The organism is Cellulomonas humilata (genome assembly GCF_013359775.1).
Lineage (GTDB): Bacteria > Actinomycetota > Actinomycetes > Actinomycetales > Cellulomonadaceae > Cellulomonas > Cellulomonas humilata.
Genome location: NZ_JABMCI010000070.1, coordinates 632249 through 656641, shown reverse-complemented (window position 1 = coordinate 656641; position 24393 = coordinate 632249). Strand labels below are relative to the sequence as shown.

The 24393-nt window shown below is 72.7% G+C and carries 24 protein-coding genes, 1 tRNA gene and 1 other RNA gene; 11 read left to right on the top strand and 15 right to left on the bottom strand.

The window, feature by feature from the left end:
- From HP550_RS20290 to HP550_RS20275, 4 genes are all read right to left on the bottom strand, one after another.
- A partial coding sequence (locus tag HP550_RS20290; RefSeq protein WP_175349444.1) for a DNA polymerase III subunit gamma and tau occupies positions 1 to 1253 on the bottom strand: 1253 nt, incomplete at its 3' end.
- A 39-nt stretch (positions 1254 to 1292) separates the two neighbouring features.
- Entirely contained in the window at positions 1293 to 2600 is a 1308-nt protein-coding gene (locus HP550_RS20285; RefSeq protein WP_210768282.1) for an FAD-binding oxidoreductase, read from the bottom strand.
- A 106-nt stretch (positions 2601 to 2706) separates the two neighbouring features.
- Positions 2707 to 4065: an FtsX-like permease family protein gene (locus HP550_RS20280; protein WP_175349442.1), complete on the bottom strand. Its 1359-nt coding sequence runs from the start codon at positions 4063 to 4065 to the stop codon at positions 2707 to 2709.
- Entirely contained in the window at positions 4062 to 4754 is a 693-nt protein-coding gene (locus tag HP550_RS20275; RefSeq protein WP_175349441.1) for an ABC transporter ATP-binding protein, read from the bottom strand. The genes HP550_RS20280 and HP550_RS20275 overlap by 4 nt, the downstream gene beginning before the upstream one ends.
- Before the next feature lie 301 nt (positions 4755 to 5055).
- On the opposite strand from HP550_RS20275, the gene HP550_RS20270 reads away from it, so the two are divergent.
- Both HP550_RS20270 and HP550_RS20265 read left to right on the top strand, forming a co-directional pair.
- Positions 5056 to 5424 carry a hypothetical protein gene (locus HP550_RS20270; protein WP_175349440.1) on the top strand — a complete coding sequence of 123 codons (369 nt, stop codon included), beginning with the start codon at positions 5056 to 5058 and terminating at the stop codon, positions 5422 to 5424.
- A 56-nt stretch (positions 5425 to 5480) separates the two neighbouring features.
- Entirely contained in the window at positions 5481 to 5855 is a 375-nt protein-coding gene (locus HP550_RS20265) for a roadblock/LC7 domain-containing protein (protein WP_175349439.1), read from the top strand.
- 7 nt (positions 5856 to 5862) lie between these two features.
- Here HP550_RS20265 and HP550_RS20260 read toward each other — a convergent pair whose 3' ends face one another.
- Entirely contained in the window at positions 5863 to 6477 is a 615-nt protein-coding gene (locus HP550_RS20260) for a LysE family transporter (RefSeq protein WP_175349438.1), read from the bottom strand.
- A 79-nt stretch (positions 6478 to 6556) separates the two neighbouring features.
- Here HP550_RS20260 and HP550_RS20255 point away from each other — a divergent pair, with 79 nt between their 5' ends.
- Complete coding sequence (locus tag HP550_RS20255; RefSeq protein WP_175349437.1) at positions 6557 to 6985, top strand: Lrp/AsnC family transcriptional regulator; 429 nt, start codon at positions 6557 to 6559, stop codon at positions 6983 to 6985.
- On the opposite strand, the gene ffs is transcribed toward HP550_RS20255, so the two are convergent.
- Positions 6982 to 7078, bottom strand: an RNA gene (ffs, locus tag HP550_RS20250) — signal recognition particle sRNA small type. The genes HP550_RS20255 and ffs overlap by 4 nt on opposite strands.
- Positions 7079 to 7167: 89 nt before the next feature.
- On the opposite strand from ffs, the gene sthA reads away from it, so the two are divergent.
- The 4 genes from sthA (at position 7168) to HP550_RS20230 (ending at position 12663) form a co-directional block, all read left to right on the top strand.
- On the top strand, positions 7168 to 8592 hold the full coding sequence (gene sthA, locus HP550_RS20245; RefSeq protein WP_175349436.1) for a Si-specific NAD(P)(+) transhydrogenase: 1425 nt from the start codon (positions 7168 to 7170) through the stop codon (positions 8590 to 8592).
- A 116-nt stretch (positions 8593 to 8708) separates the two neighbouring features.
- On the top strand, positions 8709 to 11897 hold the full coding sequence (locus tag HP550_RS20240; protein WP_175349435.1) for a beta-phosphoglucomutase family hydrolase: 3189 nt from the start codon (positions 8709 to 8711) through the stop codon (positions 11895 to 11897).
- A gap of 108 nt (positions 11898 to 12005) precedes the next feature.
- Positions 12006 to 12090, top strand: a tRNA-Ser gene (locus tag HP550_RS20235).
- A 135-nt stretch (positions 12091 to 12225) separates the two neighbouring features.
- Complete coding sequence (locus tag HP550_RS20230) at positions 12226 to 12663, top strand: hypothetical protein (RefSeq protein ID WP_175349434.1); 438 nt, start codon at positions 12226 to 12228, stop codon at positions 12661 to 12663.
- Positions 12664 to 12756: 93 nt separating this feature from the next.
- On the opposite strand, the gene HP550_RS20225 is transcribed toward HP550_RS20230, so the two are convergent.
- Complete coding sequence (locus HP550_RS20225) at positions 12757 to 13644, bottom strand: patatin-like phospholipase family protein (RefSeq protein WP_175349433.1); 888 nt, start codon at positions 13642 to 13644, stop codon at positions 12757 to 12759.
- Positions 13645 to 13828: 184 nt separating this feature from the next.
- On the bottom strand, positions 13829 to 15160 hold the full coding sequence (locus HP550_RS20220) for a hypothetical protein (protein ID WP_175349432.1): 1332 nt from the start codon (positions 15158 to 15160) through the stop codon (positions 13829 to 13831).
- A gap of 219 nt (positions 15161 to 15379) precedes the next feature.
- Between HP550_RS20220 and HP550_RS20215 the strand changes: the two genes are divergently transcribed.
- Positions 15380 to 16648, top strand: coding sequence for a hypothetical protein (locus tag HP550_RS20215; protein ID WP_175349431.1), 1269 nt, complete (start codon positions 15380 to 15382; stop codon positions 16646 to 16648).
- On the opposite strand, the gene HP550_RS20210 is transcribed toward HP550_RS20215, so the two are convergent.
- Complete coding sequence (locus tag HP550_RS20210) at positions 16645 to 17889, bottom strand: BaiN/RdsA family NAD(P)/FAD-dependent oxidoreductase (RefSeq protein WP_175349430.1); 1245 nt, start codon at positions 17887 to 17889, stop codon at positions 16645 to 16647. The two genes, HP550_RS20215 and HP550_RS20210, sit on opposite strands and share 4 nt — an antisense overlap.
- 124 nt (positions 17890 to 18013) lie before the next feature.
- Between HP550_RS20210 and HP550_RS20205 the strand changes: the two genes are divergently transcribed.
- Positions 18014 to 18661, top strand: a complete 648-nt coding sequence (locus HP550_RS20205; protein ID WP_175349429.1) for a hypothetical protein — start codon at positions 18014 to 18016, stop codon at positions 18659 to 18661.
- On the opposite strand, the gene HP550_RS20200 is transcribed toward HP550_RS20205, so the two are convergent.
- The 4 genes from HP550_RS20200 to HP550_RS20185 are packed head-to-tail and all read right to left on the bottom strand — an operon-like array spanning position 18645 to position 20427.
- Entirely contained in the window at positions 18645 to 19049 is a 405-nt protein-coding gene (locus HP550_RS20200; RefSeq protein WP_175349428.1) for a VOC family protein, read from the bottom strand. The genes HP550_RS20205 and HP550_RS20200 overlap by 17 nt on opposite strands.
- A gap of 10 nt (positions 19050 to 19059) precedes the next feature.
- Positions 19060 to 19500 (bottom strand): helix-turn-helix domain-containing protein, encoded by a 441-nt coding sequence (locus tag HP550_RS20195; protein WP_175349427.1) that lies wholly within the window; start codon positions 19498 to 19500, stop codon positions 19060 to 19062.
- Positions 19497 to 19835 (bottom strand): hypothetical protein, encoded by a 339-nt coding sequence (locus HP550_RS20190; protein WP_175349426.1) that lies wholly within the window; start codon positions 19833 to 19835, stop codon positions 19497 to 19499. Before HP550_RS20190 ends, HP550_RS20195 begins: the two co-directional genes overlap by 4 nt.
- Before the next feature lie 19 nt (positions 19836 to 19854).
- A complete protein-coding gene (locus HP550_RS20185) occupies positions 19855 to 20427 on the bottom strand; it encodes an NADPH-dependent FMN reductase (protein WP_175349425.1) in 573 nt (190 codons plus the stop codon).
- A 137-nt stretch (positions 20428 to 20564) separates the two neighbouring features.
- Between HP550_RS20185 and HP550_RS20180 the strand changes: the two genes are divergently transcribed.
- Positions 20565 to 21839, top strand: a complete 1275-nt coding sequence (locus HP550_RS20180; RefSeq protein WP_175349424.1) for an ABC transporter substrate-binding protein — start codon at positions 20565 to 20567, stop codon at positions 21837 to 21839.
- Between the two features lie 48 nt (positions 21840 to 21887).
- On the opposite strand, the gene HP550_RS20175 is transcribed toward HP550_RS20180, so the two are convergent.
- Entirely contained in the window at positions 21888 to 23432 is a 1545-nt protein-coding gene (locus tag HP550_RS20175; protein ID WP_175349423.1) for an ATP-dependent DNA ligase, read from the bottom strand.
- A gap of 37 nt (positions 23433 to 23469) precedes the next feature.
- A complete protein-coding gene (locus HP550_RS20170) occupies positions 23470 to 23877 on the bottom strand; it encodes a YchJ family protein (protein WP_175349422.1) in 408 nt (135 codons plus the stop codon).
- A 297-nt stretch (positions 23878 to 24174) separates the two neighbouring features.
- Here HP550_RS20170 and HP550_RS20165 point away from each other — a divergent pair, with 297 nt between their 5' ends.
- A complete protein-coding gene (locus HP550_RS20165; protein ID WP_028049733.1) occupies positions 24175 to 24378 on the top strand; it encodes a cold-shock protein in 204 nt (67 codons plus the stop codon).
- Positions 24379 to 24393: the final 15 nt, after the last annotated feature.

The following is a 24393-nucleotide window of genomic DNA, read 5'->3' as shown; positions in this document are numbered from 1 at the left end:
GCCGGAGGCTGCGGGGCGGGCACCGCGGCGGGAGCAGCCGGTGGGCCGGCGACCGGTACGCGCACCGCGGCGGCGCCGTCGGCGGGCAGGCCGCGCTCCAACCGGTCGAGGCGGGCTCCGAGGCTCGAGCGGGTGTCCTCCGCGGCGGGCAGCAGCAGACGTGCCATGAGCAGCTCGAGGTGCAGGCGAGGGGACGTGGCGCCGGTCATCTCGGTCAGGGCGGCGTTGCAGAGGTCGGCCGACCGGGACAGCTCCGAGGCGCCCAGGTGACGGGCCTGGAGCCGCATGCGGTCGAGCTGGTCGGTCGGGACGTCGCGCAGGGCCGCGTCGGCGGCGTCCCCCGAGGCCGCGATGACGATGAGGTCCCGCAGGCGCTCGAGGAGGTCCTCGACGAAGCGCCGCGGCTCGTGGCCGGTGGAGATGACGCGCTCCACCACGCGGAACGCCGAGGCGCCGTCGCGCGCCGCGACCGCCTCGACCAGGTCGTCGAGCAGCGACGCCTGCGTGTACCCGAGCAACGCGGCGGCGCCCTCGTACCCGACCTCGCCACCCCCGGAGCCGGCGATCAGCTGGTCGAGCACGGAGAGCGTGTCCCGCACGGAGCCGCCGCCCGCGCGCACGACGAGCGGCAGCACGCCGGAGGCCACCGGCACGCGCTCGCTGTCGCAGAGCTGCTGGAGGTAGGGCACCAGCACGTCCGGCGGGACCAGGCGGAACGGGTAGTGGTGGGTGCGCGACCGGATGGTGCCGATGACCTTGTCCGGCTCGGTCGTCGCGAAGATGAACTTGATGTGCGGCGGCGGCTCCTCGACGATCTTGAGCAGCGCGTTGAAGCCCTGGTTCGAGACCATGTGCGCCTCGTCGAGGATGAACACCTTGTAGCGGTCCCGCGCGGGTGCGAACGTGGCACGCTCCCGCAGCTCACGGGCGTCGTCGACACCGCCGTGGCTGGCCGCGTCGATCTCCACCACATCCAGGCTGCCGGGTCCGCCACGCGCCAGCTCGACGCACGAGGGGCACACGCCGCAGGGGGTGTCGGTGGGGTTCTCCTCGGTGTTCTGCGCGCAGTTGAGGATGCGGGCGAGGATCCGGGCGGACGTCGTCTTGCCGCAGCCGCGGGGGCCGGAGAAGAGGTACGCGTGGTTGACCTGACCGCTGCGCAGCGCCTGCCGCAGGGGCGCGGTGACATGGTCCTGACCGATCACCTCGGCGAAGTTCTCGGGCCGGTAGCGCCGGTACAGGGCTGTCGTCACGCCACGAACCCTAGACGCCCGCGCCGACACGCGGAGCCGTCAGGTGTCGATCGCCGCGATCGCCGTGAGCACGCCGTCCGGGTCGTAGCGGCGCTTGGCGGCGAGCAGCCGGTCGGCGTTCGCCCCGAAGCCGAGCCGCACCCGTGCCGAGTCGCGCGGCCCGAGGATGTTCGGGTACCCGCCGGGCAGGGCACCCGGCGCCAGGGCGTCCGCGACGCGCTGGACCCACGCCCGGTGCGGCTCGGCCGGAGCGCCGGGCTGCCACGCGGCGATCACCTCCGCCAGCAGGTGCTCCCGACGCAGCGCGAACGCGGTCGCGCCCGGGGCGACGCGGGTGGCGGCACCGTGGAAGTGGTGCAGGGCCAGCAGCGACGACGGTGACGGCGAGCTCAGCGCGGCCTCCGCGAGCACCTCGATCGCGTCGTCGGTGAGGGTCGGGAGCCAGCGGGTGCCGAGCGCGTAGTGCTGGCCGGGCCGGGCGCCGGCCTCGAACATCCGGATCAGCTCGGGGTAGGGCAGCGGGCCGACGCCCCCGCCGACCTGCGTGCCGAGCCGCAGGAGTGGTGCCACCGCGGCCTCACCGGCGTCGAGGTCGCCGCTCCACGTCGGGGCGACGAACACCGCGGGCGCGCCGGTCGGTCCGGCGACGAAGCCGGCCATCACCGTGAGCTCGTCGGGGGCCGTGGCGATCACGTCGCGGTAGCCGCGCAGGACCGGGAGCGCCTGCTCGTGGGGGTACAGGACCATGCCACCCAGCACCGGGCCCAGAGGGTGCAACCGGTAGCGGGCCCCCGTCACGATCCCGAAGTTCCCGCCGCCGCCACGCAGGGCCCAGAGCAGCTCGGGGTCCCCGTCAGGCCCGGCGAGCACGCGGGTCCCGTCGGCGAGCAGGACGTCGGCCGAGAGCAGGTTGTCGAGCGCCAGCCCGAACCGGCCGACGAGCCCGCCGTACCCGCCGGCGAGGGTCATCCCGGCCATGCCGACCGTCCGCACGACCGCCGTCGCGGTGCCGAGGCCGTGCGTCGCCGCCGGGTCCACGACGTCCGCGACCAGCGCACCGCCCTGTGCCACGGCCACCCGCGCGACCGGGTCGACCTCGACGCCGCGCAGCGCGGACAGGTCGAGGACGACACCGCCGTCGCTCGACGCCCGGCCGGCCCAGTCGTGCCCGCCGCCGCGCACCGAGAGCGGGACGTCGCTGTCACGTGCGACGAGCAGCGCCGCCCGCACGTCCTCCGCGTCGACGCACCGGACGACCGCCGCCGGGCGCCTGTCGACGGCACCGTTCCACACCCTCCGGGCGTCGTCGTACCCGTCGTCGCCCTGCTGCCACACGGTGCCGCGCACGCGCGCACGCAACCGGGCACCTACCTCGGAGCTCGTCGTCTGCGTCATATCGACGAGGACCGCGTCCGGCGCGACCAGATACCTCCGGACCGGGACGACGGGTGCATCAGTCCGCCCGCACCACCGTGTCCGCCAGCACGGACCGGAGCAGCGGCCGCGACGTCTCGGTCGCCGCGTAGACCAGCGCACACCCACCGACCAGGAACCCGACGAGCATCAAGGGTCCCTGCGGCGACGCCACGGCGGCCAGGCCGAGCAGCGGGAAGAACATGACGAGCGCGGTCAGCGCCGACCCCACGGCGACGAACAGCAGCGGCACCAGCACGGTGCGCCGACGGACGGAGTCGTGCAGCTCGACGGGGGTGCCGGCGAGGTTCTGCAGCGCGATCTCCCGGCGTCGGTCGAGCACGGATGCGGCCTGCGCGATCCCCGCGGACACGGCGGCGAGCAGGAAGGCGACGACGAGCGTCACCATCCCGCCGGTCACCAGGTCATCCATGAGGACCGCGCCCTGCGGGTCCTGCGAGGTGTCGATCGCGGTGATGGACGGCAGGACCGCGAGCGCCCCGGCCACGAACCCGGCGAGCCCGAGACCGCCGACCACGCGCCACGCACCCTTCGGGTCGTCGAGCAGCCGACGCGCGGCGAGCAGCCGGGCGGGCGTGGTCGCGCGACGCAGCTGCACCTTGCCGACGAGGCCGAGCGCCCAGGGGCCGACGGCGTTCAGGGTGGCGAAGCCGACGGCCAACGCCGCGATGAGCGCGGCCGCGGCCGCCGCACCGAAGGCACCGGCGACAGAGCTGACGACCATGAACACGCCGATCCCGACGACGGCGACGACGGCGCGCAGCCAGGTCATCTTCTTGGGCGTCTCCCGCCGAGCGACCCCCAACGGCGACACGCTCACGCGGCGCAGCGAGAAGGCCCCCGACAGCGCGGCCAGGACCGGCACCCCCACCAGCGCGATCGCGAAACCCTCCCACCCGACCCACAGCTCGGCGACGCTGAACGTGGTGCCCTGGAACGGCAGCAGCGCGCACACGGGGAGCAGCGCGGCGTAGAGCAGGATGCCGAGGACCGCGCCGACGAGCCCCTGCCAGGCCGTCTCCGTGATCGTCAGGCCGACCACCTCGCGGGGCGTCGCGCCGAGGAGCCGCAGGGTGGCCAGGCGGGCGTCGCGACGAGCGACCCCCAGGCGTGCGGCGGCTCCGGCCAGCGTCATCAGCGGGACCACGAGGAGGACGACGGCGATCCAGGCGAGGATCACGTAGACGCTACGGTCGTCGCCCTGCCCCTCGGGGACCGGCAGCTCCGCACGGGACGCGAACCCCAGCAGGCCGCCGACGACGCTCAGGGTCAGGCCGGTGGTGACGGCGAACGCGGTGACCGCCAGGCCGGTGGTCACGCGCGCGTCGCGACCCCCGGCGCGCTGGAACCTGGGGGCGAGCGCGACGACCGCGTTCATCGCGGCACCTCGGCGGTCGCGCCGACGACGAGGCCGTCGCGGACCTCGATGCGCCGGTCGCACCAGTCCGCCACCTGGCTGTCGTGGGTGACGACGACCAGCGACGCGCCCGCCGCCTTCGTCGTCTCCGTGAGGATCCGCATGACGTCGTGGCCGGTCGCCTGGTCCAGGGCACCGGTCGGCTCGTCGGCGAAGACGACCGCCGGGCCGGTGATCAGCGCCCGCGCGACGGCCACCCGCTGCGCCTGCCCGCCGGACAGCTCCCCCGGCCGACGACCCTCCATCCCGGCGAGCCCGAGCGAGGCCAGCCACCGGCCGGCGAGCTCGGTCGCGTCGCGCCGCGAGGTGCCCAGCAGCATGGCCGGCAGCGCGACGTTCTCGATCGCGGGCAGCTCGGACAGCAGCTGGCCGAACTGGAACACGAAGCCGTAGCGCCGCCGGCGCAGCAGCGAGCGCTCCCGGTCGGACAGCCGGCTGACCTCCCGCCCGTCGAGCGTGACCGTTCCGGCGTCCGGCGGCAGGATCCCGGCGAGGCAGTGCAGGAGGGTCGACTTGCCGGAGCCGGACGGACCCATCACGGCGAGCGACTCGCCGTTGTGCAGGTCGACGTCGACGCCGGCGAGCGCGGTGGTGGAGCCGAACCGCTTGACGAGGCCGCGGGCGGACAGGCGAGGCGTGGCGGTGTTCATGCCGCCAGGCTGCCGGGCCGCGCGCGTGCCCCACATCGGTCCCCGGACTCCCCCGGTGAGCGGTGGTCTGCCCCCACAGGCGGACTCCCGTCGTCCCCTGGCCGGACTCCCGAGCCAGGCGCGCTGCACCGGGTGATCGTGCGGGGTGAAGTCATCGTGCGAATCACCGCGAAGACCACGCGCCCTGTGGATGAACGTTCAACCACGTCGTACGGTCGCCGCCTGCCGATCGCCGCGCCCAGCTCCCGCCGCGCAGCCCGCGCACGAACCCCCACCGACCGACGACCGGAAGCAGACCACCATGAGCACGACGCTCGACCAGACCCTCACCGCTGCGCTCGAGATCGATGGTGCGACCGCCGTCGCCCTCGTCGACTACGAGAGCGGCATGTCCCTCGGGCACCAGGGGACGGGCATCGACCTCGACGTCGCCGCCGCGGGCAACACCGAGGTGATCCGGGCCAAGCTGCGCACCATGGCCTCCCTCGGCCTGGACGACCGCATCGAGGACATCCTCATCACGCTCGGCACGCAGTACCACCTGATCCGCCTGCTCCATGGCGCCGACGGCAGCGGCCTGTTCCTCTACCTCGTGCTGGACAAGAGCCGCGCCAACCTCGCACTGGCCCGCCGCCAGCTGTCGAACCTCGAGCGCACGCTCACCATCTGACCCGTGGTGCCCGCGCGGACCGCGCGGGCACCACTGCACCCTGAAGAGGACCCCCCGTGATCGTCCGCCAGCACGCCCTCCAGATCGCCGCGGTCGTGCGGCGGGACATGGAAGGGATCCGCCGCGTGAGCGTCGTCCGCACCGACGGCCGACCGTTCTTCGACGATCCTGGCGACACCTCGACCGGTGAGGACTCCGAGGCCGTCGCGGCTGCCGTCGCGGCGACCGTGTCCTACGCCCGCCGGGCCGGGACCGCGCTGGCCACGGGGGCGATCGACACCCTCACCATCCGGGGCCGGGAGGCGACCGTCGTCGCACAGCCCCTCGACGACCTGCACGTGCTCGTCGTGACCTGCGGACCGGACGTGAACCTCGTCCTGCTCGGGCGGGTGCTCGCGCGGATCACCGCCACCGTCGGCCCGGGCGCCTGACCGGCGCTCAGACGAGCAGGGCGACTCCCGCCAGGACGACCGCACCCGCGCCCACGGCCGAGACCACCACCCGCGCGCGCAACGGGAGCCGCTGCCCGAACACCCCGCTTCCGACCGCCAGCAGCAGCTGCCAGGCGAGCGACGCCACCCCCGCACCCACGACGAACGCGAGGACCGACGCGGTCCCCGCGACGCCCAGGGCGAGCCCGACGGCCACGGTCGTGAACGTCAGGGCCGTCAGCGGGTTGATCGCGGTGAGCCCGACGAATCGCACGTACGCGCCCAGGGTCGACGGCCCGGCGGACGGTCGGGTCTCCGGCGGCGGCCTCCGTGCGGCACGGACCGAGCCGACCAGTCCCGCCACGCCCACGATCACGAGGACCACCGCGCCGAGCCCCCGGACGAGCGCCGCGTGCGCGTCCAGCAGGCGGCTGACGGGCGTGCCGACGGCCACCGCCACCACGGCGTACGCGAGGTCGACGGTCGCGATCCCGCACGCCGCCCCGACGGCCACCCGGACCCCGTCGACCAGGCCGGTGCGCAGCAGGAGGACGCCGACAGGCCCGACGGGCAGGGCGACCGCCAGGCCCGCCAGCACACCGAGGAGGAGAGGCGACGACATCCCCACAGCCTGCGCACTGCACCAGTCGGCGGTCAGCCTCATACTGCGAAAACGCTCGCCCGACTGCGATGATCCTCAGATGGACGCCGTCGACGACGCTATTCTCCGCGAGCTGGCCGCAGATGCGCGGCTTCCGTTCCGGGAGCTCGGCGCGCGCGTGGGCCTCAGCGCCAACGCCGCGGCGGCCCGCGTGCGCCGGCTGGTCGCGGACCGCACCATCCGGCGGTTCACGATCGTCACCGACGCGTCACCGACCCGCCCGGGCACGGGGCTGGAGGTGCTCATCGAGGTGCGCCTCGCCGACGGCACCACCAACGAGGCGTTCACCGCCGCGCTGGACGCCGGGTTCCCCCAGGTGATCGACGCCGTGCACGTCACCGGCTCGTACGACTACCTGCTGCACGCGTTCGTCGCCGACCCGGCCGCGCTGGACCTGCTGGTCCGGCGGCTCAAGCGTGAGGCGGGAGTGGGCCAGACGTTCACGCGATTGGCGCTCCGAGGGCATTGAAGGACCCCCCGCACACCCGCCAGAGCTCACCTGCCCTTGCTGCCTTCCGGCCCTGGGGGAGTTCAGCGAGATGACGCCGCACGAGGGGTCGGGGAAAAGCCTAACCCAACGACGGGGTCACGTTCACACCCCGGTGACCCGCTCGACTCTCGCGATGTCGTCATTGTGGGCAGACTGCGAGCATGGCCAGTGAGACGGAGCACTACGACTACGACCTCGTCGTGATCGGCACCGGCCCGGGCGGCCAGAAGGCCGCGATCGCGGCCGCCAAGCTCGGGCACCAGGTCGCGATCATCGAGCGCCGGCACATGATGGGCGGCGTCTCCGCCAACACGGGGACCATCCCGAGCAAGACCCTGCGCGAGGCCGTCATGTACCTGACGGGCATGGCGCAGCGCGAGGTGTACGGCGCCAGCTACCGCGTGAAGTCCGACATCACGATGGAGGACCTGTTCGCGCGCACCCAGCACGTGATCGGCCGGGAGCACGAGGTCATCCGGGCCCAGCTGCTGCGCAACCACATCGACATCCTCAGCGGCACAGGCTCGTTCGTCGACGCCCACACGCTCGGGGTGCTCGACGACGACGGGATCCGCCGCACGCAGGTCACCGCGCGGTTCGTCGTCATCGCCACGGGGTCGCGTCCGCACCGACCGGACACCGTGCAGTTCGACGGGCGCACCGTCCTCGACTCCGACGGCGTGCTCGCGCTCGAGAAGGTGCCGAACTCGATGGTCGTGGTCGGGGCCGGGATCATCGGCATCGAGTACGCGTCGATGTTCGCGGCGCTGGGCACCCGGGTCACCGTCATCGACAAGCGGCCGGCCATGCTCGAGATGTGCGACCCGGAGGTGGCCGAGTCGCTCAAGTTCCACCTGCGGGACCTGTCGGTGTCGTTCCGGTTCGGCGAGGAGGTCGCCGGCGTCGACAGCAACACGCACGGCACGGTGACGCGGCTGGCGTCGGGCAAGCGGATCGCCGCCGACGCCGTCATGTACTCGGCGGGCAGGCAGGGCCAGACGGACGCGCTCAACCTGCCGGCGGCGGGCCTGTCGGCAGACTCCCGCGGGCGCATCGCGGTCGACGAGCAGTACCGCACGGAGGTCCCGCACGTCTTCGCGGTCGGTGACGTCATCGGGTTCCCCGCGCTGGCCGCGACGAGCATGGACCAGGGCCGGCTGGCGGCGTACCACGCGTTCGAGGAGCCGGCCCGCGAGCTCCAGTCCGTGCAGCCCATCGGCATCTACACGATCCCGGAGATCTCCTACTGCGGCCGCACCGAGGAGGAGCTGACCACGCAGGCGGTCCCCTACGAGGTCGGCGTCGCGCGCTACCGGGAGCTGGCCCGCGGGCAGATCGTCGGCGACTCCTACGGGATGCTCAAGCTGCTCGTCCACACCGAGACGCGCGAGCTGCTGGGCGTCCACATCTTCGGGACCTCCGCCACGGACCTCGTGCACATCGGCCAGGCGATCATGGCGTGCGGCGGGACCGTCGACTACCTCGTCGACACCGTGCTGAACTACCCGACCCTGTCCGAGGCCTACAAGGTGGCGGCCCTCGACGCGACGAACAAGATCCGCCAGGTGGCCCGGTTCAGCCTCTGACGCGCTCTGGAGGTTGACGCGCCGCGCGGGAGTCCCGACGATCGGAGTCGTACGGCGCCCCGACCTGACTGAATGGCCAGCCGGGCGGCGGCGGGCGTCGGCCGCGGAGGATCGTCATGACCTCGCCCGTCTCGCTGCGCGACTTCGACGCGGTCCTCTTCGACCTCGACGGCGTCCTGACCACCACCCGCACGGTCCACGCGGCGGCGTGGAAGCGCATGTTCGACGAGTTCCTCGCCGAGTGGGACGCGACCCACGGCACCCGGCTGCCGCAGTTCGACGAGCTGTCCGACTACGCCTCGGCCGTCGACGGCAAGCCCCGCGAGATCGGCGTCCGGGACTTCCTGGCCTCCCGCGGCATCACGCTCCCGCCGGGCACCCCCGACGCGCCGCCCGAGGAGCAGTCCGAGTGGGGGCTGGGCAACCGCAAGCAGATCCTCGTCGAGGACGAGATCGCCCGGAACGGGGTCGAGGCGTTCCCGGGGTCGGTCGCGTGGGTGCGCGAGCTGCGGGAGGCCGGCCTGCGGACCGCCGTGGTGTCGAGCAGCCGCAACTGCGCGGCGGCGCTGGAGGCGGCGGGGATCGCGAACCTGTTCGACGCCCGGGTCGACGGCGACACGATCCTCGAGCTGGGGCTGCGCGGCAAGCCGGCACCCGACGGGTTCCTGGAGGGAGCCCGCCGCGTCGGCGTGACGCCGGAGCGGGCCGTCGTCGTCGAGGACGCCGTCGCGGGCGTCGCGGCCGGCCGGGCGGGTGGCTTCGGCCTCGTCATCGGCGTCAACCGCGACAACCACACCGCCGAGCTCCGGGCCAACGGCGCCGACCTGGTGGTGGACGACCTCGGCGAGCTGCTCGCTGCTCCTGACGACGCGGTGCACCGCTCCGGACCTCGGCGCCACCGCCTGATGGCGGCGGCGCGGCGCATCGTCGCGGCCTCCGCCGACTACCCGGCCGACCCGTGGCTGCTGGTCGAGCGGTCGTACAACCCGGCGTTCGTCGAGCAGACGGAGACCCTGTTCGCCCTGTCCAACGGGTTCCTCGGCATCCGCGGGGCGTTCGAGGAGGGCACGCCCTCGATCACCCCGGACACCCTGCTCAACGGGTTCCACGAGACCTGGCCGATCGTGTACCCCGAGACGGCGTTCGGCTTCGCGACGACGGGCCAGACGATCCTGCCGGTGCCGGACGGCACGACGATGCGGCTGCTCGTCGACGAGGACCCGGTGACGTGCGAGACCACCGAGGTCGACAGCTTCGAGCGCGTCCTGGACATGCACCGAGGAGTGCTCACCCGCACGGTCGTGTTCCGCCTCCGCGACGGTCGGCGGTTCCGGGTGCACAGCGAACGGCTCGTGTCGCTCGCCCGCCGTCACCTCGCGTGCCTCCGGTACGAGGTGACGGCCCTCGATGCGCCTGGCCGGCTCCTCGTCGCGTCCGAGCTGGTGACCCCCGTGACCCACGCCCCGAACGACGAGGCCACGCTCGACCCGCGCCAGAGCCGCGCGCTCGCCCACGACGGCCTGCAGCCCGACGTCGAGCAGGTGGACGGCATGCGCGTCGTCCGGACCTACCGGACGCGCAGCAGCGGGCTCGCCGTGGCGGCAGCCATGGACCACGAGGTCGACGTGCCGGGCGTCGTCCACGTCCGGACCTCGCTGGACGCCACCCGCGCGAACGTCGTCGTCGAGGTCGACGCGCGGGTCGGCGTCCCGGTCGGGCTGACGAAGTGGCTGGGCTACCACTACGGCTCGGGGGACTGCGCCGAGCTGGCGGACCGGGCGAGCCTCACGATCCACCAGGCGCGGGCGGCCGGGCGGAAGGTCGTCGTCGCGGAGCACGAGCGTGAGGTCGCCGACTTCTGGGGGCGCAGCGAGGTCGTGTGGGAGGGCGCGAGCGCCGCGCAGCAGGCGCTGCACATCAGCCAGTTCGCCCTCCTGCAGGCGTCGTGGCGCAGCGAGGGCCACGGCGTGCCGTCGAAGGGTCTGACCGGCACCGGCTACGAGGGCCACTACTTCTGGGACACCGAGGCGTACCTGCTGCCGTTCCTCATCCACACGTCCCCCGACGTGGCCCGCAGCCTGCTCATGCACCGGGTGCGCATGCTCCCCGACGCTCGACGGCGGGCCGCCGCGGTGGGGTGCTCGGGCGCGCTCTTCCCGTGGCGCACCATCAACGGCGAGGAGGCGTCCGCCTACTACGCGGCAGGCACCGCGCAGTACCACATCAACGCCGACATCGCGTATGCCCTGGAGCAGTACGTCGAGGTCACAGGGGACACCGAGCTGCTGTTCGAGCACGGCGCCGAGCTGCTCGTCGAGACGGCCCGGATGTGGGTGGACCTCGGGTTCTTCTCCGACCGGCTCGACGGCCAGTTCGTGATCCACAAGGTCACGGGACCCGACGAGTACTCGACCGTCGTCGACAACAACCTGTTCACCAACGTGATGGCGGCCCAGAACATGCAGGCGGCAGCCGACGCGGTGGCGCGGCTGCGGGCCGAGTCGCCGGCGGACCTGCAGCGCCTGGTGGACCGGGTCGGGCTGCGCGACGACGAGGAGGACCGGTGGCGGCGCGCCGCCGAGCGGATCTTCGTGCCGTACGACGAGCGAGCCGGCGTGCACCTGCAGGACGAGAACTTCCTCGAGCTGCCGCTCTGGGACTTCGCCGGCACCCCCGAGGAGAAGTACCCGCTGCTCCTGCACTACCACCCGCTGCACATCTACCGGCACCAGGTCATCAAGCAGGCCGACGTCGTCCTGGCCACCGTGCTGCTGCCCGACCGGTTCACGGCCGAGGAGCGCCGCCGCATCTTCGAGTACTACGACCCGCTGACCACGGGCGACTCGTCGCTGTCGGAGTGCATCCAGGCGATCGCCGCCGTCGGCGTCGGCAAGTACCGGACCGCCGAGGAGTACCTCGTCGACGCGGCCGCGGTCGACATCGCCGACACGGCCGGCAACCTGCGCGACGGCGTGCACGTCGCCTCCGCCGGGGGCACCTGGATGGCGCTCGTGCAGGGGTTCGCCGGCTACCGGTGGCGCGGCACGCGGTTCGCGCCGATGCTCCCCACCCGCGGACGGCGACTGCGCTTCCCGCTGCGGATCCGCGGCTCGGTGCTCCAGGTGGACGTCGAGCCCGAGCTCGTCACGTACACGGTCCTGAGCGGCGGACCGGTGTCAGCCTCCCACCACGGGGAGCCGTTCACCGTGTCGTCCGGCTCCCCCGTGACGTTCTCCGGCGCGTTCCACACGAGCGACGACGGCGCGCCCGTCGAGGGTGAGCCCGCGGCGATGTCGAGGTCCTGATCACGGTCGGCCGACGTGCACGGGGGTGCGCGCCGGTCGGGTACTCTTGTCCGGCGTCCTCAGGGGTCCACGGCACCGGCTGTTCGGTGCCAAGCCCACCTGCGGCCAGGAGGATTCGCCTAGTGGCCTATGGCGCACGCTTGGAAAGCGTGTTGGGTGAAAGCCCTCGGGGGTTCGAATCCCCCATCCTCCGCGCACCGAAGGGCCCGTCACCTGCAGCAATGTGGGTAACGGGCCCTTCGCCCTGCCGCGGCGAATCGTGCGGCGACTCGGCATGGAACCCGGTACTCCTGGGGCGCAAGACCACCGCAGCCCATGACATCTCCTCATGAGGGCCACCGAGGCGGAGGACATCGTGCGACGACATGAGCTGATCGGCGCTGCGTCGATCCTCATCGCGGCCGCCGTGATCGTGGTCTACGGCGGGGTGCCGAACCCGGACGGCGTCTGCCCGGCGATCGCGTACTCCACTGCGGTGGAGGTCACACTCGACCCGGCATGGACTGACCACGACGATCTGCTGCTCGATGTGCGGTGCCAGGTAGCCGACGATGGGTGGTGCGATCTGGTCGGGACATCAGACGGCTCCCGGTGGGCCGGTAGAGCCACGAGCCCGCCCGAGACGGTCCACGTCACCGTCCGCCGTGGCGCGGAGATCCTCGCGCAGGAGGACGTCTCGCTGAGCTTCCGGACGATCGACTACCCCCATGGCAGAGCGTGTCCTGGCATTCAGGCCGCTGAGGCGACGGTTCCGCCGCCGCGATGACGTCGCACCGATCCAGGACGATTCCCCCATCCTCCGCGCACCGAAGGGCCCGTGAGCAGCCGCTCACGGGCCCTTCGTCAAGTTGGCCGGGCGTCAGCGCCAGAACTCGGTGAGCCGCTCGACCAGGGATCTGCCCTGATCACGACCGGCCCGAGCGGCGGCCGGACGCAGCGACGGATCCATCGCGTTGGCGCCGAACAGGTGGTCCGAGGCGCTGTCCGGGACGATCGTCTCGACCCTGCTGCCCCCGGCACGGAGCTGGTCGACCTGCGCCGCCAGCTGCGTGCCCCACTCCGGCGGGTACAGCGAACGGCCGCTGAGCGGCGAGAGCACGAGCACCCGGTGGTACCCGGCCGCCAGGTCGGCATTCTCGGCGTTGGACCGGTAGCCGCCGTCGATGTACCAGCCGTCGCCGATGCTGAAGGCGGAGCCGCCGCCGGACGTGCTGGCGGCGACGGCATCGACCAGGTCGACCCCGCTGTCGCGGTCGAAGACGACCGGGTCACCTGTCCGGGCATCGACGGCCGTGATCAGCACCGCCCGTCGCGGCCAGTCCTGGGTGGGCAACCGCGCGGCGACGATGTCGCGCCACCGCTGCGGCCAGGAGTCGTCCGACGCGGCGAGGGCTGCCGCGCCCATCCTCCGGCGCAGGTCTGCCTGGTCGTCGGCCTCGGCGATGATCCGCCTGAACTTCTCCAGATGATCGGTGACCGGCCGGGCACCAGCGGGACCGGTCCGCGGCGGGGGTGCGGTGGCAAGGACGGCGGCGAGGAGCTCGGTCGGGCTCGCGCCGGCCAGCTGGGCTGCGGCTGTCGCGCCGGCCGACGTACCGATGGTCAGGTCGGCGGTGGTCACGTCCAGGCCGGCGTCGAACAGGCCGGCGATGACGCCGATCAGCCACGCGTTGCCCGTCGATCCACCGCCGCCGAGGACCAACGCGCGTTCGCGTGCGGCCGTCGGTGAGGAAGGTGTGGTGTTCATGGGAGTCGCCTCTCGCGAGTTGCTGGCGGGCGCTCCCGGTGGCGACTGAGTCAGCCGCGCGATCGTGGAAGGGAGGGGAGCACCACTGTGGACACTGCGTTCACGGGTCTCACCTCCTGCCCAGGGATCGTCGATCTGCGGCACTGTCGCACACCCGCGGAGGCGGCGACAACGGGAATCCTGGTCAGGCCGTCGCGTCCCAGCCGTCGGCAAACGCCACGAGCAGCTCCCCCTCGGTCCCCGTCGGCTCACCGAACGTGTCCAGGTCCTGCACCACGAGCCCGGCGGAGCTGACCAGGCGGAAACCGATCCCCGTCCCGGGACGCACCTCGATCTCGACGCCGACGGGCGTGCCCGCCAGTGCCGCGCCGAGGTCGTGAGCCTGCTCGAGCGTGAGGTCCGTCGTCCTGACGTCCAACCCGTTCGCGTCGGCGGTCGCGGCTGTCAGGAGAGTGCCCCACAGCGATGCCGAGAGCGCGTCGAGGACGGGCAGGTACGCCGACGGCCGCCCGCCGGAGGAGGACACCGCGAGCCGGTCGTCGGCCGTCCGGATCGTGAGCGCGACACCGCCGTACTGCGGGCCGTCGCCGACGGCGGCGTACATCGCAGCCAGGGTGGCCAGGTCGGCGACGGTGATCTGCGCCGAGTCCGGGGAGAGCACGGCGCTCACCACGGGTCCCGCCGCGGTCAGCTCGGTCAGGAGGGAGTCGGCGGCCGTGTGGTCGCCCGAGCCGGTCGTGGTGACGTTCCCGAACTGCACGGTGGTGGCCACCGTCGGGGCGGCCCGTCGGGCGAGAGCCTCGACAGCCGGGGTCTCGTCGACGCCGACCCGGACGTCGAGGGTGGTGTCGGTGAGCTGGGCCGCCGTGACGGGGTACTCGGCGAGCACCACCTCGTACGCGGCGCGCGGACCGGTCGCACCCGTGGTGCGGTCCGCGACGATGGAGAACGTCTCGTCCTCGTCGTGCACCGTCAGCAGGTTCCCCGCCCGCACGTCCTTCGCCGCGAGCAGGGTCCGGAGCTCGTCGAACACGACGAGGAAGTCGTCGGGACCCGTCACCGTCACGCTGGCCTCGGAACGTCCGGCGGCTTCCGCGGCGGTGAACTCGGTCGCCGCGGTGCTCCGGCCGACGTGGTCGGCGAGCTGGATCATCGCGAGGTTGGCCGCCGTGGCCCCGGGGAACACGGCGAAGCGGGCCACGAAGTCGTCCCTGGTGTACCCGATGGTGAACGTCGTCGACGCCCGGGACTCGAAGCTGGTGGCGCGGCGCGCGACGTCGGCGATCTGCGCCACCGTGGCGTCCGGCTCGACGACGACCCCCGCCCACAGGGTGCCGGACCAGGGCAGGTCGTTGTTGGAGCGCATGTCCAGGCTGTCCACGTGCTCGGTGTCGGCCATCCACAGCCGGAACTCCGCGGCGGCCCCCGACCCGGCGTCGACCGAGCCGCAGGCCGTCACCCCGGTCATCGAGAGGCCGACGAGCAGGACGAGAAGAAGGCGGGCACGGCGGATCACGGAGTCCTCCAAGGACCGAACCCCTCGAGTGGGCCTCGCGCCGCGGTGCGACGTGCGCTCATCGGTTCGTTCGGGGACCGCGCGAACCTACGCCCACGGGAGCCCGTCGGGTGCGTCCGCGCCGGTCCCGGTCGGTTACGGTGTGCTGCCCTTGCGCCTTGAGGTGCGTGTTTGCTGCGCGCGATCCGCTGCACCCACCACCCCGCACGAGGAGTCCCCGTGGCCACCGATCACCGAGCACGGCAGCGCCCCCACGTACCGGCAGGGCCACCGACCTCGACCGACGAGCCCCTGTCGACGAGCGGGATCGCACTGCGTGGCGCCCTCGTCGTCGGCGGGCTCTACCTGGTCTGGCTCGGCGCGCACGGCTCACCGTTCCCCGGCAGCTTCGGCGGGGACGACCGCGGCGCCTGGGTGCTCGCGGGTCCGGGCGCCTGGACGGCGCAGTCGGTGGTCGTGCTGGCTGCGGGCGTGCTCGCGGTCCTCTTCGGAGCTGCCGGCCTGCTGTCCGCCGCGCCGTTCGCGGGCACCGCGTTCCGAGCGCGACTGCGCGCCCGGAACGACGTGATCCTCTTCGCGCTCTGCGGTGTGCTCTTCACGGCGGCGCTCGTCGCGCTCGCGGTGCTGTGGTCGACGGGCGTGGCGTTCCGCACGTACGAGGTCGACGACTCCCCGGCGGGCGGGGCGATGTACGGCATCCTCATCGGTGTCTGCGCGATCGTGGCCGGCGTCGGCTGGGCGATGGTCGTCTCCTTCGTGCGCGGACCGGCCCGCACGCTCGCGCCGGGTGACAACCTCCCGACGTCGCGCCTGATCCTGCGCCCCTTCGGCTACCTCGCCATCGGCCTGGTCTGGCTGGCGCTGTGGCTCGTCATCCTGGCGGTCGCCGCGGCCCTTCCCGTCGCGCTCTCCGACCGTGACCCGATCGGGCTCGCGGACGTGCCGCTGTCGCAGAGCGTGGGGATCGTGGACCTGCAGGAGAACCCGCTCAAGCTCGTCGCGGTCGTCGTCCTGCTCGGGCCGCTGCTCGCCGCGATCTTCGGCTGGGTCGTCGTGATGTTCCCGCTCACGGCGTGGCCGCTCGCGGCGCTCTCGTTCGTGTACGCGGCCCGCTCACTGCGTCCCAGCTACGCCGGCGAACCGCTGTCGGGGACGTCGTACACCGACGAGGCGGTCGGGCAGCCGACGGCGACGTCCACGGCCCTGTCGCTCCTGCCCGTGCGCAGCAGCCGACTCACCGACGTCCTGATGACGGCCTACCTCGCGGGCTGGACACCCTCGTTCGCGATGGTCCGCTCGTGCTTCTGGCTCGGGCTCGGTTACGTGTTCTTCACCGTGTGGATCGCGTGGCCCGTGACCAGTGTGACCCTCGTCGTGCTGTTCTCCGCCATCAGCCTCGCGCTTGCCGGGTACACCGTGTTCCGGCTCGTCGGCCTCGCACGCGCGGTCCCGACGCGCTCCGCGCGGCCTCGTGCTCGCAAGGGCTAGGCGGTCTCACGCTCGGTCGGTCGTGAGAGCCACGCGACCGCCCCCTGCGCCGCGACGACGCCGGTGCTGAACGACGCCTGGAGCAGGTAGCCGCCGGTGGGTGCCTCCCAGTCGAGCATCTCCCCGGCCACGAACGTGCCCGGCAGCCGACGGAGCATCAGCGACTCGTCGACCTCGTCCCACGCGATCCCGCCCGCGGTCGAGATCGCGCGGCCGATCGGCATCGGCGCGGTCACCACCACCGGCACCGCCTTGACCAGCGCGGCCGTCGCGGCGGCGTCGGTCGGCAGCGGTCCCCCGCTCGACTCGCGCAGCAGCGAGATGCCGACCGGGTCGAGGCCGATCGAGCGGCGCAGCCAGGTGGAGCCGGAGTCCTTCGGGCGGCGGCGGTCCTCCAGACGCTCGGTGAGCTGCTCGACCGAGACGTCCGGGCGCAGGTCGACCTCGAGGACGCAGCGCCCGTCGGCGTCGAGGGCGTCGCGGATCGAGGCGCCGATCGCGTACACCGGGCCGCCTTCCAGCCCGGTCCGGGTCACCATCGCGTCGCCGCGCGCCGGGCGTGCGGTGTGGCCGCGGACGGTCAGCGCCACGTGCTTCAGCGGCGTCCCCTCGAACCGGTCCGCGAACGTGCCGGTCCAGTCGACGCGCACCCCGACGTTCGCCGGCCGCAGCGGCGTCACCGCCACGCCCCGCTCGGTGAACGGGCCCAGCCAGCCGCCGTCGGAGCCCAGCCGCGGCCAGGACGCCCCGCCGAGCGCGAAGATCGCCACGTCGGTCGTCACCTCGACCTCTGCCCCGTCGGCCCCCGTGAACCGCAGGCCACCGGGCTGCTCCGTCCAGCCCAGCCAGCGGTGTCGCCGCTCGATCCGGACGCCGAGGTCGGCCAGGCGCGCCAACCACGCACGGACCAGCGGCGTGGCCCGGAACGACCGCGGGAACACCCGCCCGCTCGACCCGACGAACGTGGGTTCGCCCAGGCCGGCGCACCAGTCGCGCAGGTCCTGGGATCCGAACACCTCGAGCATCGGCGCGAGGTGCTCGGCCGCGTTGCCGTAGCGCGCCAGGAACGGGACGCGATCCTCGGAGTGCGTGATGTTCAGTCCGCCGTGGCCCGCCAGGAGGAACTTGCGGCCGGGCGAGGGCATCCGGTCGTAGACCGTGACCGCCACGCCCGCACGGGACAGCACCTCGGCGGCGATCAGCCCCGCGGGTCCACCGCCGATCACGGTGGCGGTGCTCATCGACCGGGCCGGGCCGAGCGGGCGGGGTGCACGCGCTGACGCTAGCCCACCCGGCCGGGGCTGGGCTCTCCCGCCGACGAGATCAAGCCCCTACCGTGGCTCCCAGCGCCGGAGGGAGACGACGATGTCCGAGCCGCCCGTGATCCCGTCCCCGGCCGTGCGCGCCCAGATCCTGGCCACGGAGCACTGGAGCCTGCTGGGTACGCGCAGCACCCTGTGGTCCGAGGTGATGAGCCGGATCACCATCCACCTGACGGTCGTCTCGGCGTCGCTCGTGGTGCTGGCGCTCGTCGCGCAGACCTCCGGGTTCGGCGCCCCGTTCCGGATCCTGTCGATCGGGCTCGCGTCGGTCGCCCTGATCCTCGGCACGCTGACGGCCGTCCGCGTGATGAACGCGAGCCACGACGACAGCGCCCTCATCCTCGGCATGAACCGCATCCGCGCGGCGTACGTCGCGCTCGACCCGGGCGTCGCCGAGTACCTGGTCACCTCGTGGGGCGACGACCGGGCCGGGCTGATGCGGACGTACACGATGGGCCTGCGCCGGTCGACGCTGAGCCACGTCATCGGGAGCACGTCGATGTTCGTGAACGTGGTGAACGCGCTGGTCGCAGGCACGCTGGGCGCGCTGGTCGCGAACGCGGCCGGGGCGTCTGCCACGGTGACAGCCGTCGTCGGATCCGTCTGCGGCCTGGCCTACTTCGGCGCGTGGATGGAGTACGGCCGTCGCACCTTCGCGGAGCCCGGCGCCGGCGTCACTGAGCCTGGTTGATCCGGACCATGTTCCCGGACGGGTCCCGGAACGCGCAGTCGCGCGGGCCCCAGTCCTGCTGGATGGGCTCCTGGAGGACCTCCGCGCCAGAGGAGCGCAGGGTCTCGAACGTGGCATCGAGGTCGTCCGTGGTGAAGACCAGCATCGGCAGGACGCCCTTGGTGAGCAGCTCCTGCATCACGTCGCCGTCGGCCTGGGAGCGGCCGGCGTGCGGGTCGGACAGGACGATGCCGAGGCCGGGCTGGGCGTCGGTGCCGAGGGTCACCCAGCGGTGCTCGCCGGAGGACACGTCGTTCTGGACCTTGAGGCCGAGGGCGTCGCCGTAGAAGGCGATCGCCTCGTCGACGTCGTTGACGGTGACGTTGGTGTACTGGAGTGAGATCGTCATGGGGACGACGTTAGGACGCGGCCCCGGCCGAGGCTTCTCGAATCCTGCTCGATGCGTCGCGTGCCGGCCGCGTGTGGGTCTTGACCACGCAGGTGGGCATCGCCTTGACCGCCGCGTGCTCGTGCCGCCGGTAGGCCGTGGGGCTCTCGCCGACGATCTCGGTGAACCGCGAGCTGAACGAGCCGAGCGACGTACAGCCGACCGCCATGCACGCGTCGGTGACGCTCATGCCCGCGCGCAGCAGCGCCATCGCGCGCTCGATCCGGCGGGTCATCAGGTAGCTGTACGGCGTCTCGCCGTAGGCGGCGCGGAACTTCCGGGAGAAGTGCGCAGGGGACATCAGCGCCTTCTGGGCCATGGTCGGGACGTCGAGCGGCTGGGCGTAGTCGCGGTCGATCAGGTCCCGGGCGCGGCGCAGGTGCGCGAGGTTCTCGAGCTCCTCCGGGGTCACTTTCCGACCGTAGCATCAGGCCCCGACGGCGTCTCGGGGCTGTCGGACGGCTCGCGTCGGGCGATCGCGAGGACGTGCCTGCGCTCGAACGTCACGGCGTCGCCCGCGTGCAGCCCGCGCAGCTCGGCGGGGTCGGAGCGCAGGCTCCCCACCAGCTCCGCCTCGCCGACGGCGGTCACGCGGACCCAGACGCGCTCCTCGAGCCCGTCGCGCGGCACGATCACCAGCTTGACCGCGTCCCCCACCTGCAACGCGGACGCAGCCTCGGGCACCCGGGCGTTCCGGTCGACCGCGTCGGCAAGGCTCCACGGAGTCGATCGTCGGAACAGGTTCACGCCGGGAGCATAGGTCGGCTCACCCGCGCGGCAGCACGGTCAGGACGCGCACCAGGTGGTCGCGGAACTCGGTCATGAACGCGCGCAGGAAGTCGGCGGTCGACTCGTTGTGCACCGCGCCGTCTGGGGTGAACACGTCCGGCGAGTAGTGGATGTAGGCCTCGGGCGACGTCATCTGCCGGGCGTTGCAGAAGCTCAGCACCGCGCGCAGGCTCTGCTGGCCCACCGCCGTGCCGATGGCCCCGATCGAGGCACCGATCACGGCGGCCGGCATGTGGTCGAAGGAGTTCTGGCCCCAGGGTCGCGACGCCCAGTCGATGGCGTTCTTCAGGGCACCGGGGATGGACCGGTTGTACTCCGGGGAGACGAACAGGACCGCGTCCACCGCGGCGATCGACGCCTTGAGCGCCGCGGCCTCGGGCGGGTAGTCCGCGTCGAAGTCCGGGCTGTACAGGGGCAGGTTGCCGATGGGCAGCTCGACGAACTCGAGGTCGTCGGGCGCGAGGCCGATCAGCGCCTTGGACAGCACCCGGTTGATGGACGTGGACGAGAGGCTTCCGACGAAGTACCCGACCGTGTAGGTGCGAGGCATGGTGTGTTCCGTTCCCGGCGACCGTGCGGCCGTCGACGTCGACGAGTGCACGAACCTGACGCGCTCCACGCTACGTCCGTGGCGCTCTGAGTACATTGCGAGACGCAGGCGCTCCGGAGCCGATCCGAGGAACCACGATGGTCGTTCGTCGCAGGGCCGCACCGATCCTCGCGCTGCTTGCCGCGGTCACGACGGCCGCCTGCACGCCGCCGGAGCCCGAGCTCTCCGGCGAGCAGGTCGACGTCGTCGGGCTGTGGAGCGGCCCCGAGTACGACGCCTTCGCGACGGTCGCGGCCGCCTGGGAGGACGACACGGCCGCGGTCGTCGACTGGCACGGCTCGCAAGACATCGCGCGCGACCTGGCCACGCGCCTGGCAGCCGACGACCCGCCCGACCTCGCCGTCCTGCCGAACCCCGGCCTCCTGCACGACCTTGTCGACGAGGGCGCCCTCGTCCCGCTGGACCTCGACCCGTTCGACCAGGACTACTCCCCTGCCTGGCTCGACCTCGGCAGCGACGGCGGCGAGCTGTACGGGGTGTTCGCCAAGGTCTCGAGCAAGGCCACGGTCTGGTACTCGCCGCCGACGTTCGCTGCCGACGGCGACGACGTGCCCGCGACCTGGGACGACCTCACGGTTCTGGCCGACCGGATGGTCGCCGACGGACGCACCCCGTTCTCCGTCGTCGCCCCGACAGGTCCCGGCTCGGGCTGGGCGCTGACCGACTGGGTGTCGCAGCTGGTGCTCGGCGCCTGCGGCCCGCAGGTCTACGACCGGTGGGTCGCCGCCGAGATCCCGTGGACCGACGACTGCGTCCGGGGCGCGTTCGACAGGTTCGTCGCGCTCATCGGGACGCCCGGCTACGTGCTGGGCGGCACCGAGGGGATCCTCACGACGAGCGACGCCGACGGGGTCCTCCCGCTCTACACCGACCCGCCGAGCGCCGCGATGTACCCGATGGCCTCGTTCGCGCAGGGGTTCATCACCTCGGCGTACCCGGACCTGGTGCCGGGCGACGACTACGGCTGGTTCCGGTTCCCCGCGGTCGATCCCGAGCACGCCGCCGCGATCACCGTCGGCGGCGACGTCGTCGTGCTGATGACCGACACGCCCGCCGCCCGTTCGTTCCTGACGTTCCTCGCCGGGGCCGACGCGCAGGCGGCCTGGGTGGAGCTGGGCGGCTACACCTCGGCGAACAGGAGCGTGCCCTCCGATGCCTACGCCGACCCCGTCGCTCGCTCCATCGCCGACCAGCTCACGCACGCCGAGGTCACACGCTTCGGCGCCGGCGACCTCATGCCCGCGGAGCTGCAGCGCGCCTGGTGGGCGGGGATGCTCGACCTCGTCGAGGACCCGGCGACGCTGGACGCGCTGCTCGCCTCCCTGACCCGGATCGCCGCGAACGCGAGGTGACTCGGCCTGTCGTCAGGGTTGTCGACAGGCGCTCGCGGAGGCCGTTGATCAGCCGTCACTCGCGTTCCCCGCGCGCCCGACCAACGCCCGCACCGTCTCGATCGTGTCCGCCTCGGTCGCCGACTTGTCGTCCCGGTACCGGACCACTCGCGCGAACCGCAGCGCGAGGCCGCCCGCGTACCGGCTCGACCGCTGGAGCCCGTCGAACGCGATCTCCACCACCTGCTCGGGCCGCAGGTGCACCACCCAGTCGTCCAGCGGCGAGGTCGCCAGCTCGGTGAACCGCTCGGTCTGCCAGCGCAGCATCTCGTCGGTCATCCCCTTGAACGTCTTGCCCAGCATCACGAACCCGTCGCCGTCGCGAGCGCCGAGGTGGATGTTCGACAGCAGCCCCTGCCTGCGCCCCGACCCCCACTCGACGGCGAGCACGACGAGGTCGAGGGTGTTCCGCGGCTTGACCTTGATCCATGCGGCCCCGCGCCGGCCGGCCTCGTAGGGGGCGTCGGCCGCCTTGATGACGACACCCTCCTGGCCCGCCCGCACCGTGTCGGTGAAGTACGCCCGGGCGGCGTCGACATCTCCGGTGACCAGGCGTTCCACGACGGAGGACCCGGCGACGGCGTCGAGCGCGTCGAGCCGGCGCAGCAGCGGCGCGTCGAGCAGGTCGACGCCGTCGACGTGCAGGCAGTCGAAGAAGAACGGGGTCAGGGTGACGGCGGCGGCGACCTCGGCGTCCTTCGTCGCGGAGCGCGCCGACGTCTCCTGGAACGGTCGCGGCCGCCCGTCCGGACCCACCGCCAGAGCCTCGCCGTCGAGCACCAGCTCCGACGCAGGCATCGCGAGCACCACCGCGACGATCTCGGGCACACGGTCGGTGATCTCGTCGAGGCTCCGCGTGAACACCCGCACCTCGGAACCGCGCCGGTGCACCTGGATGCGGATGCCGTCGAGCTTGCTGTCCACGACCACCGGGCCGGGCCCGAGGCTGGCCCAGGCGCCGTCGACGTCCGGGGCGGACTGCGCGAGCATCGGCCGCACGGGCCGCCCGACGACGAGCGTGAAGGCCGCGAGCGCCACGGCCGGGTCGGGGGACGTGAGCGCGGCGACCGCGACCGGCTCGGTGTCCCCCGCCATCATCGCGGCGCGGCGCACGACGTCCGGCGGCACGCTCGCTGCCTCCGCGACCGCGTCGAGCAGCAGCGCGTCGAGGGACCCCTGCCGGAGCTCGCCAGTGACCAGCCCGCGCAGGAGCCGCTGCTCGTCGGCCGTCGCGGCCCCGAACAGCGCCGCCGCCTGAGCGCTCCGGGCGGTACCGGAACCGGGTCCGACCAGCAGCGACATGGACTCGAACGCCGCATCGACCTGTGCGACCGTCAGGCTCGGCGCGTCTGCCGGATCCGGCAGGGAGGCCAGCGACCGCCACCCCAGACCGGTCCGCCGCTGCCGCAGCTGCCCGCCGAGGTACCGCGACACGATGCCGACGTCCTGCGCCGGGGTGCGCCGCAGCAGGTCGACCAGGAGCGCGCGCTTGGCCAGCCGCGACCGGGTGGTGGCCAGCGCGGACGAGGTCGTCGCGAGGTCGGCGAAGAGCATGCAGGCATCGTGCACCTGCCCGCCGACAAGCCGCTCGTCAGGCGTCGATGCCGCCGTCGACGTACAGCCAGCGGCCGTCCTCGCGGACGAACCGGCTGGTCTCGTGCAGGCGGCCGCGCTGGCCGATCGCGGTGCCGTCCTCGAGCCGGTAGTGCGCGACGAACTCCACGGTGCCGGTGTCGTCCCACGGTCCGCCGGCGTCCGTGCGCAGGATGTCCAGCCGGCGCCAGGCCATGTTCACGTCGAGCTCGAGCTCGTCGGGGCGGGTGCTCGGGTGCCACGTGGCCAGCAGGTAGTGGGTGGCCCGGGTGGCGAACCCCGTGTAGCGGGAGCGCATCAGGGCCTCGGCGGTCGGCGCTCGGCGCCCGTCACCGAGGTACTGGCCGCAGCAGTCGCCGTACGTGTCGCCGGACCCGCACGGACAGCGGTCGTCGTGCTTGCTCATCGGTCTCCCCGCCTGGTCATCGGGGCGAACCTAGCAACTGTGCCCGGGGCTCGCAGAGGGGGCCCAACCCCTCCGCGGCGGGGAGTGTGAGCAGACCGATTCGCTTCCCACGTTCCGGTCAGAGCCATAGTGCCGTACGGTTGAGCCTGTAGTCGCAGTGAATCGCTTGTCATGACGGCCAAGGAAACTTGGCAGGACGTTCTCGAGGACCACCTCGGAGACGGACGACGAACACCGTGAATACCGGTCCCGGTCACCCGGGAGTTGTCCATACCGCACGTGAGAGAAGAGAACATCATGCCTGTTGGCACCGTGAAGTGGTTCAACGCCGAGAAGGGCTTCGGCTTCATCGCCCCCGAGGACGGCGGACCCGACGTCTTCGCGCACTACAGCGCCATCACCACGAGCGGCTACCGCACGCTCGAGGAGAACCAGAAGGTCCAGTTCGAGGTCACGCAGGGCCCCAAGGGCCCGCAGGCGTCGAACATCACGCCTCTCTGAGCTGATCTGAGCTCA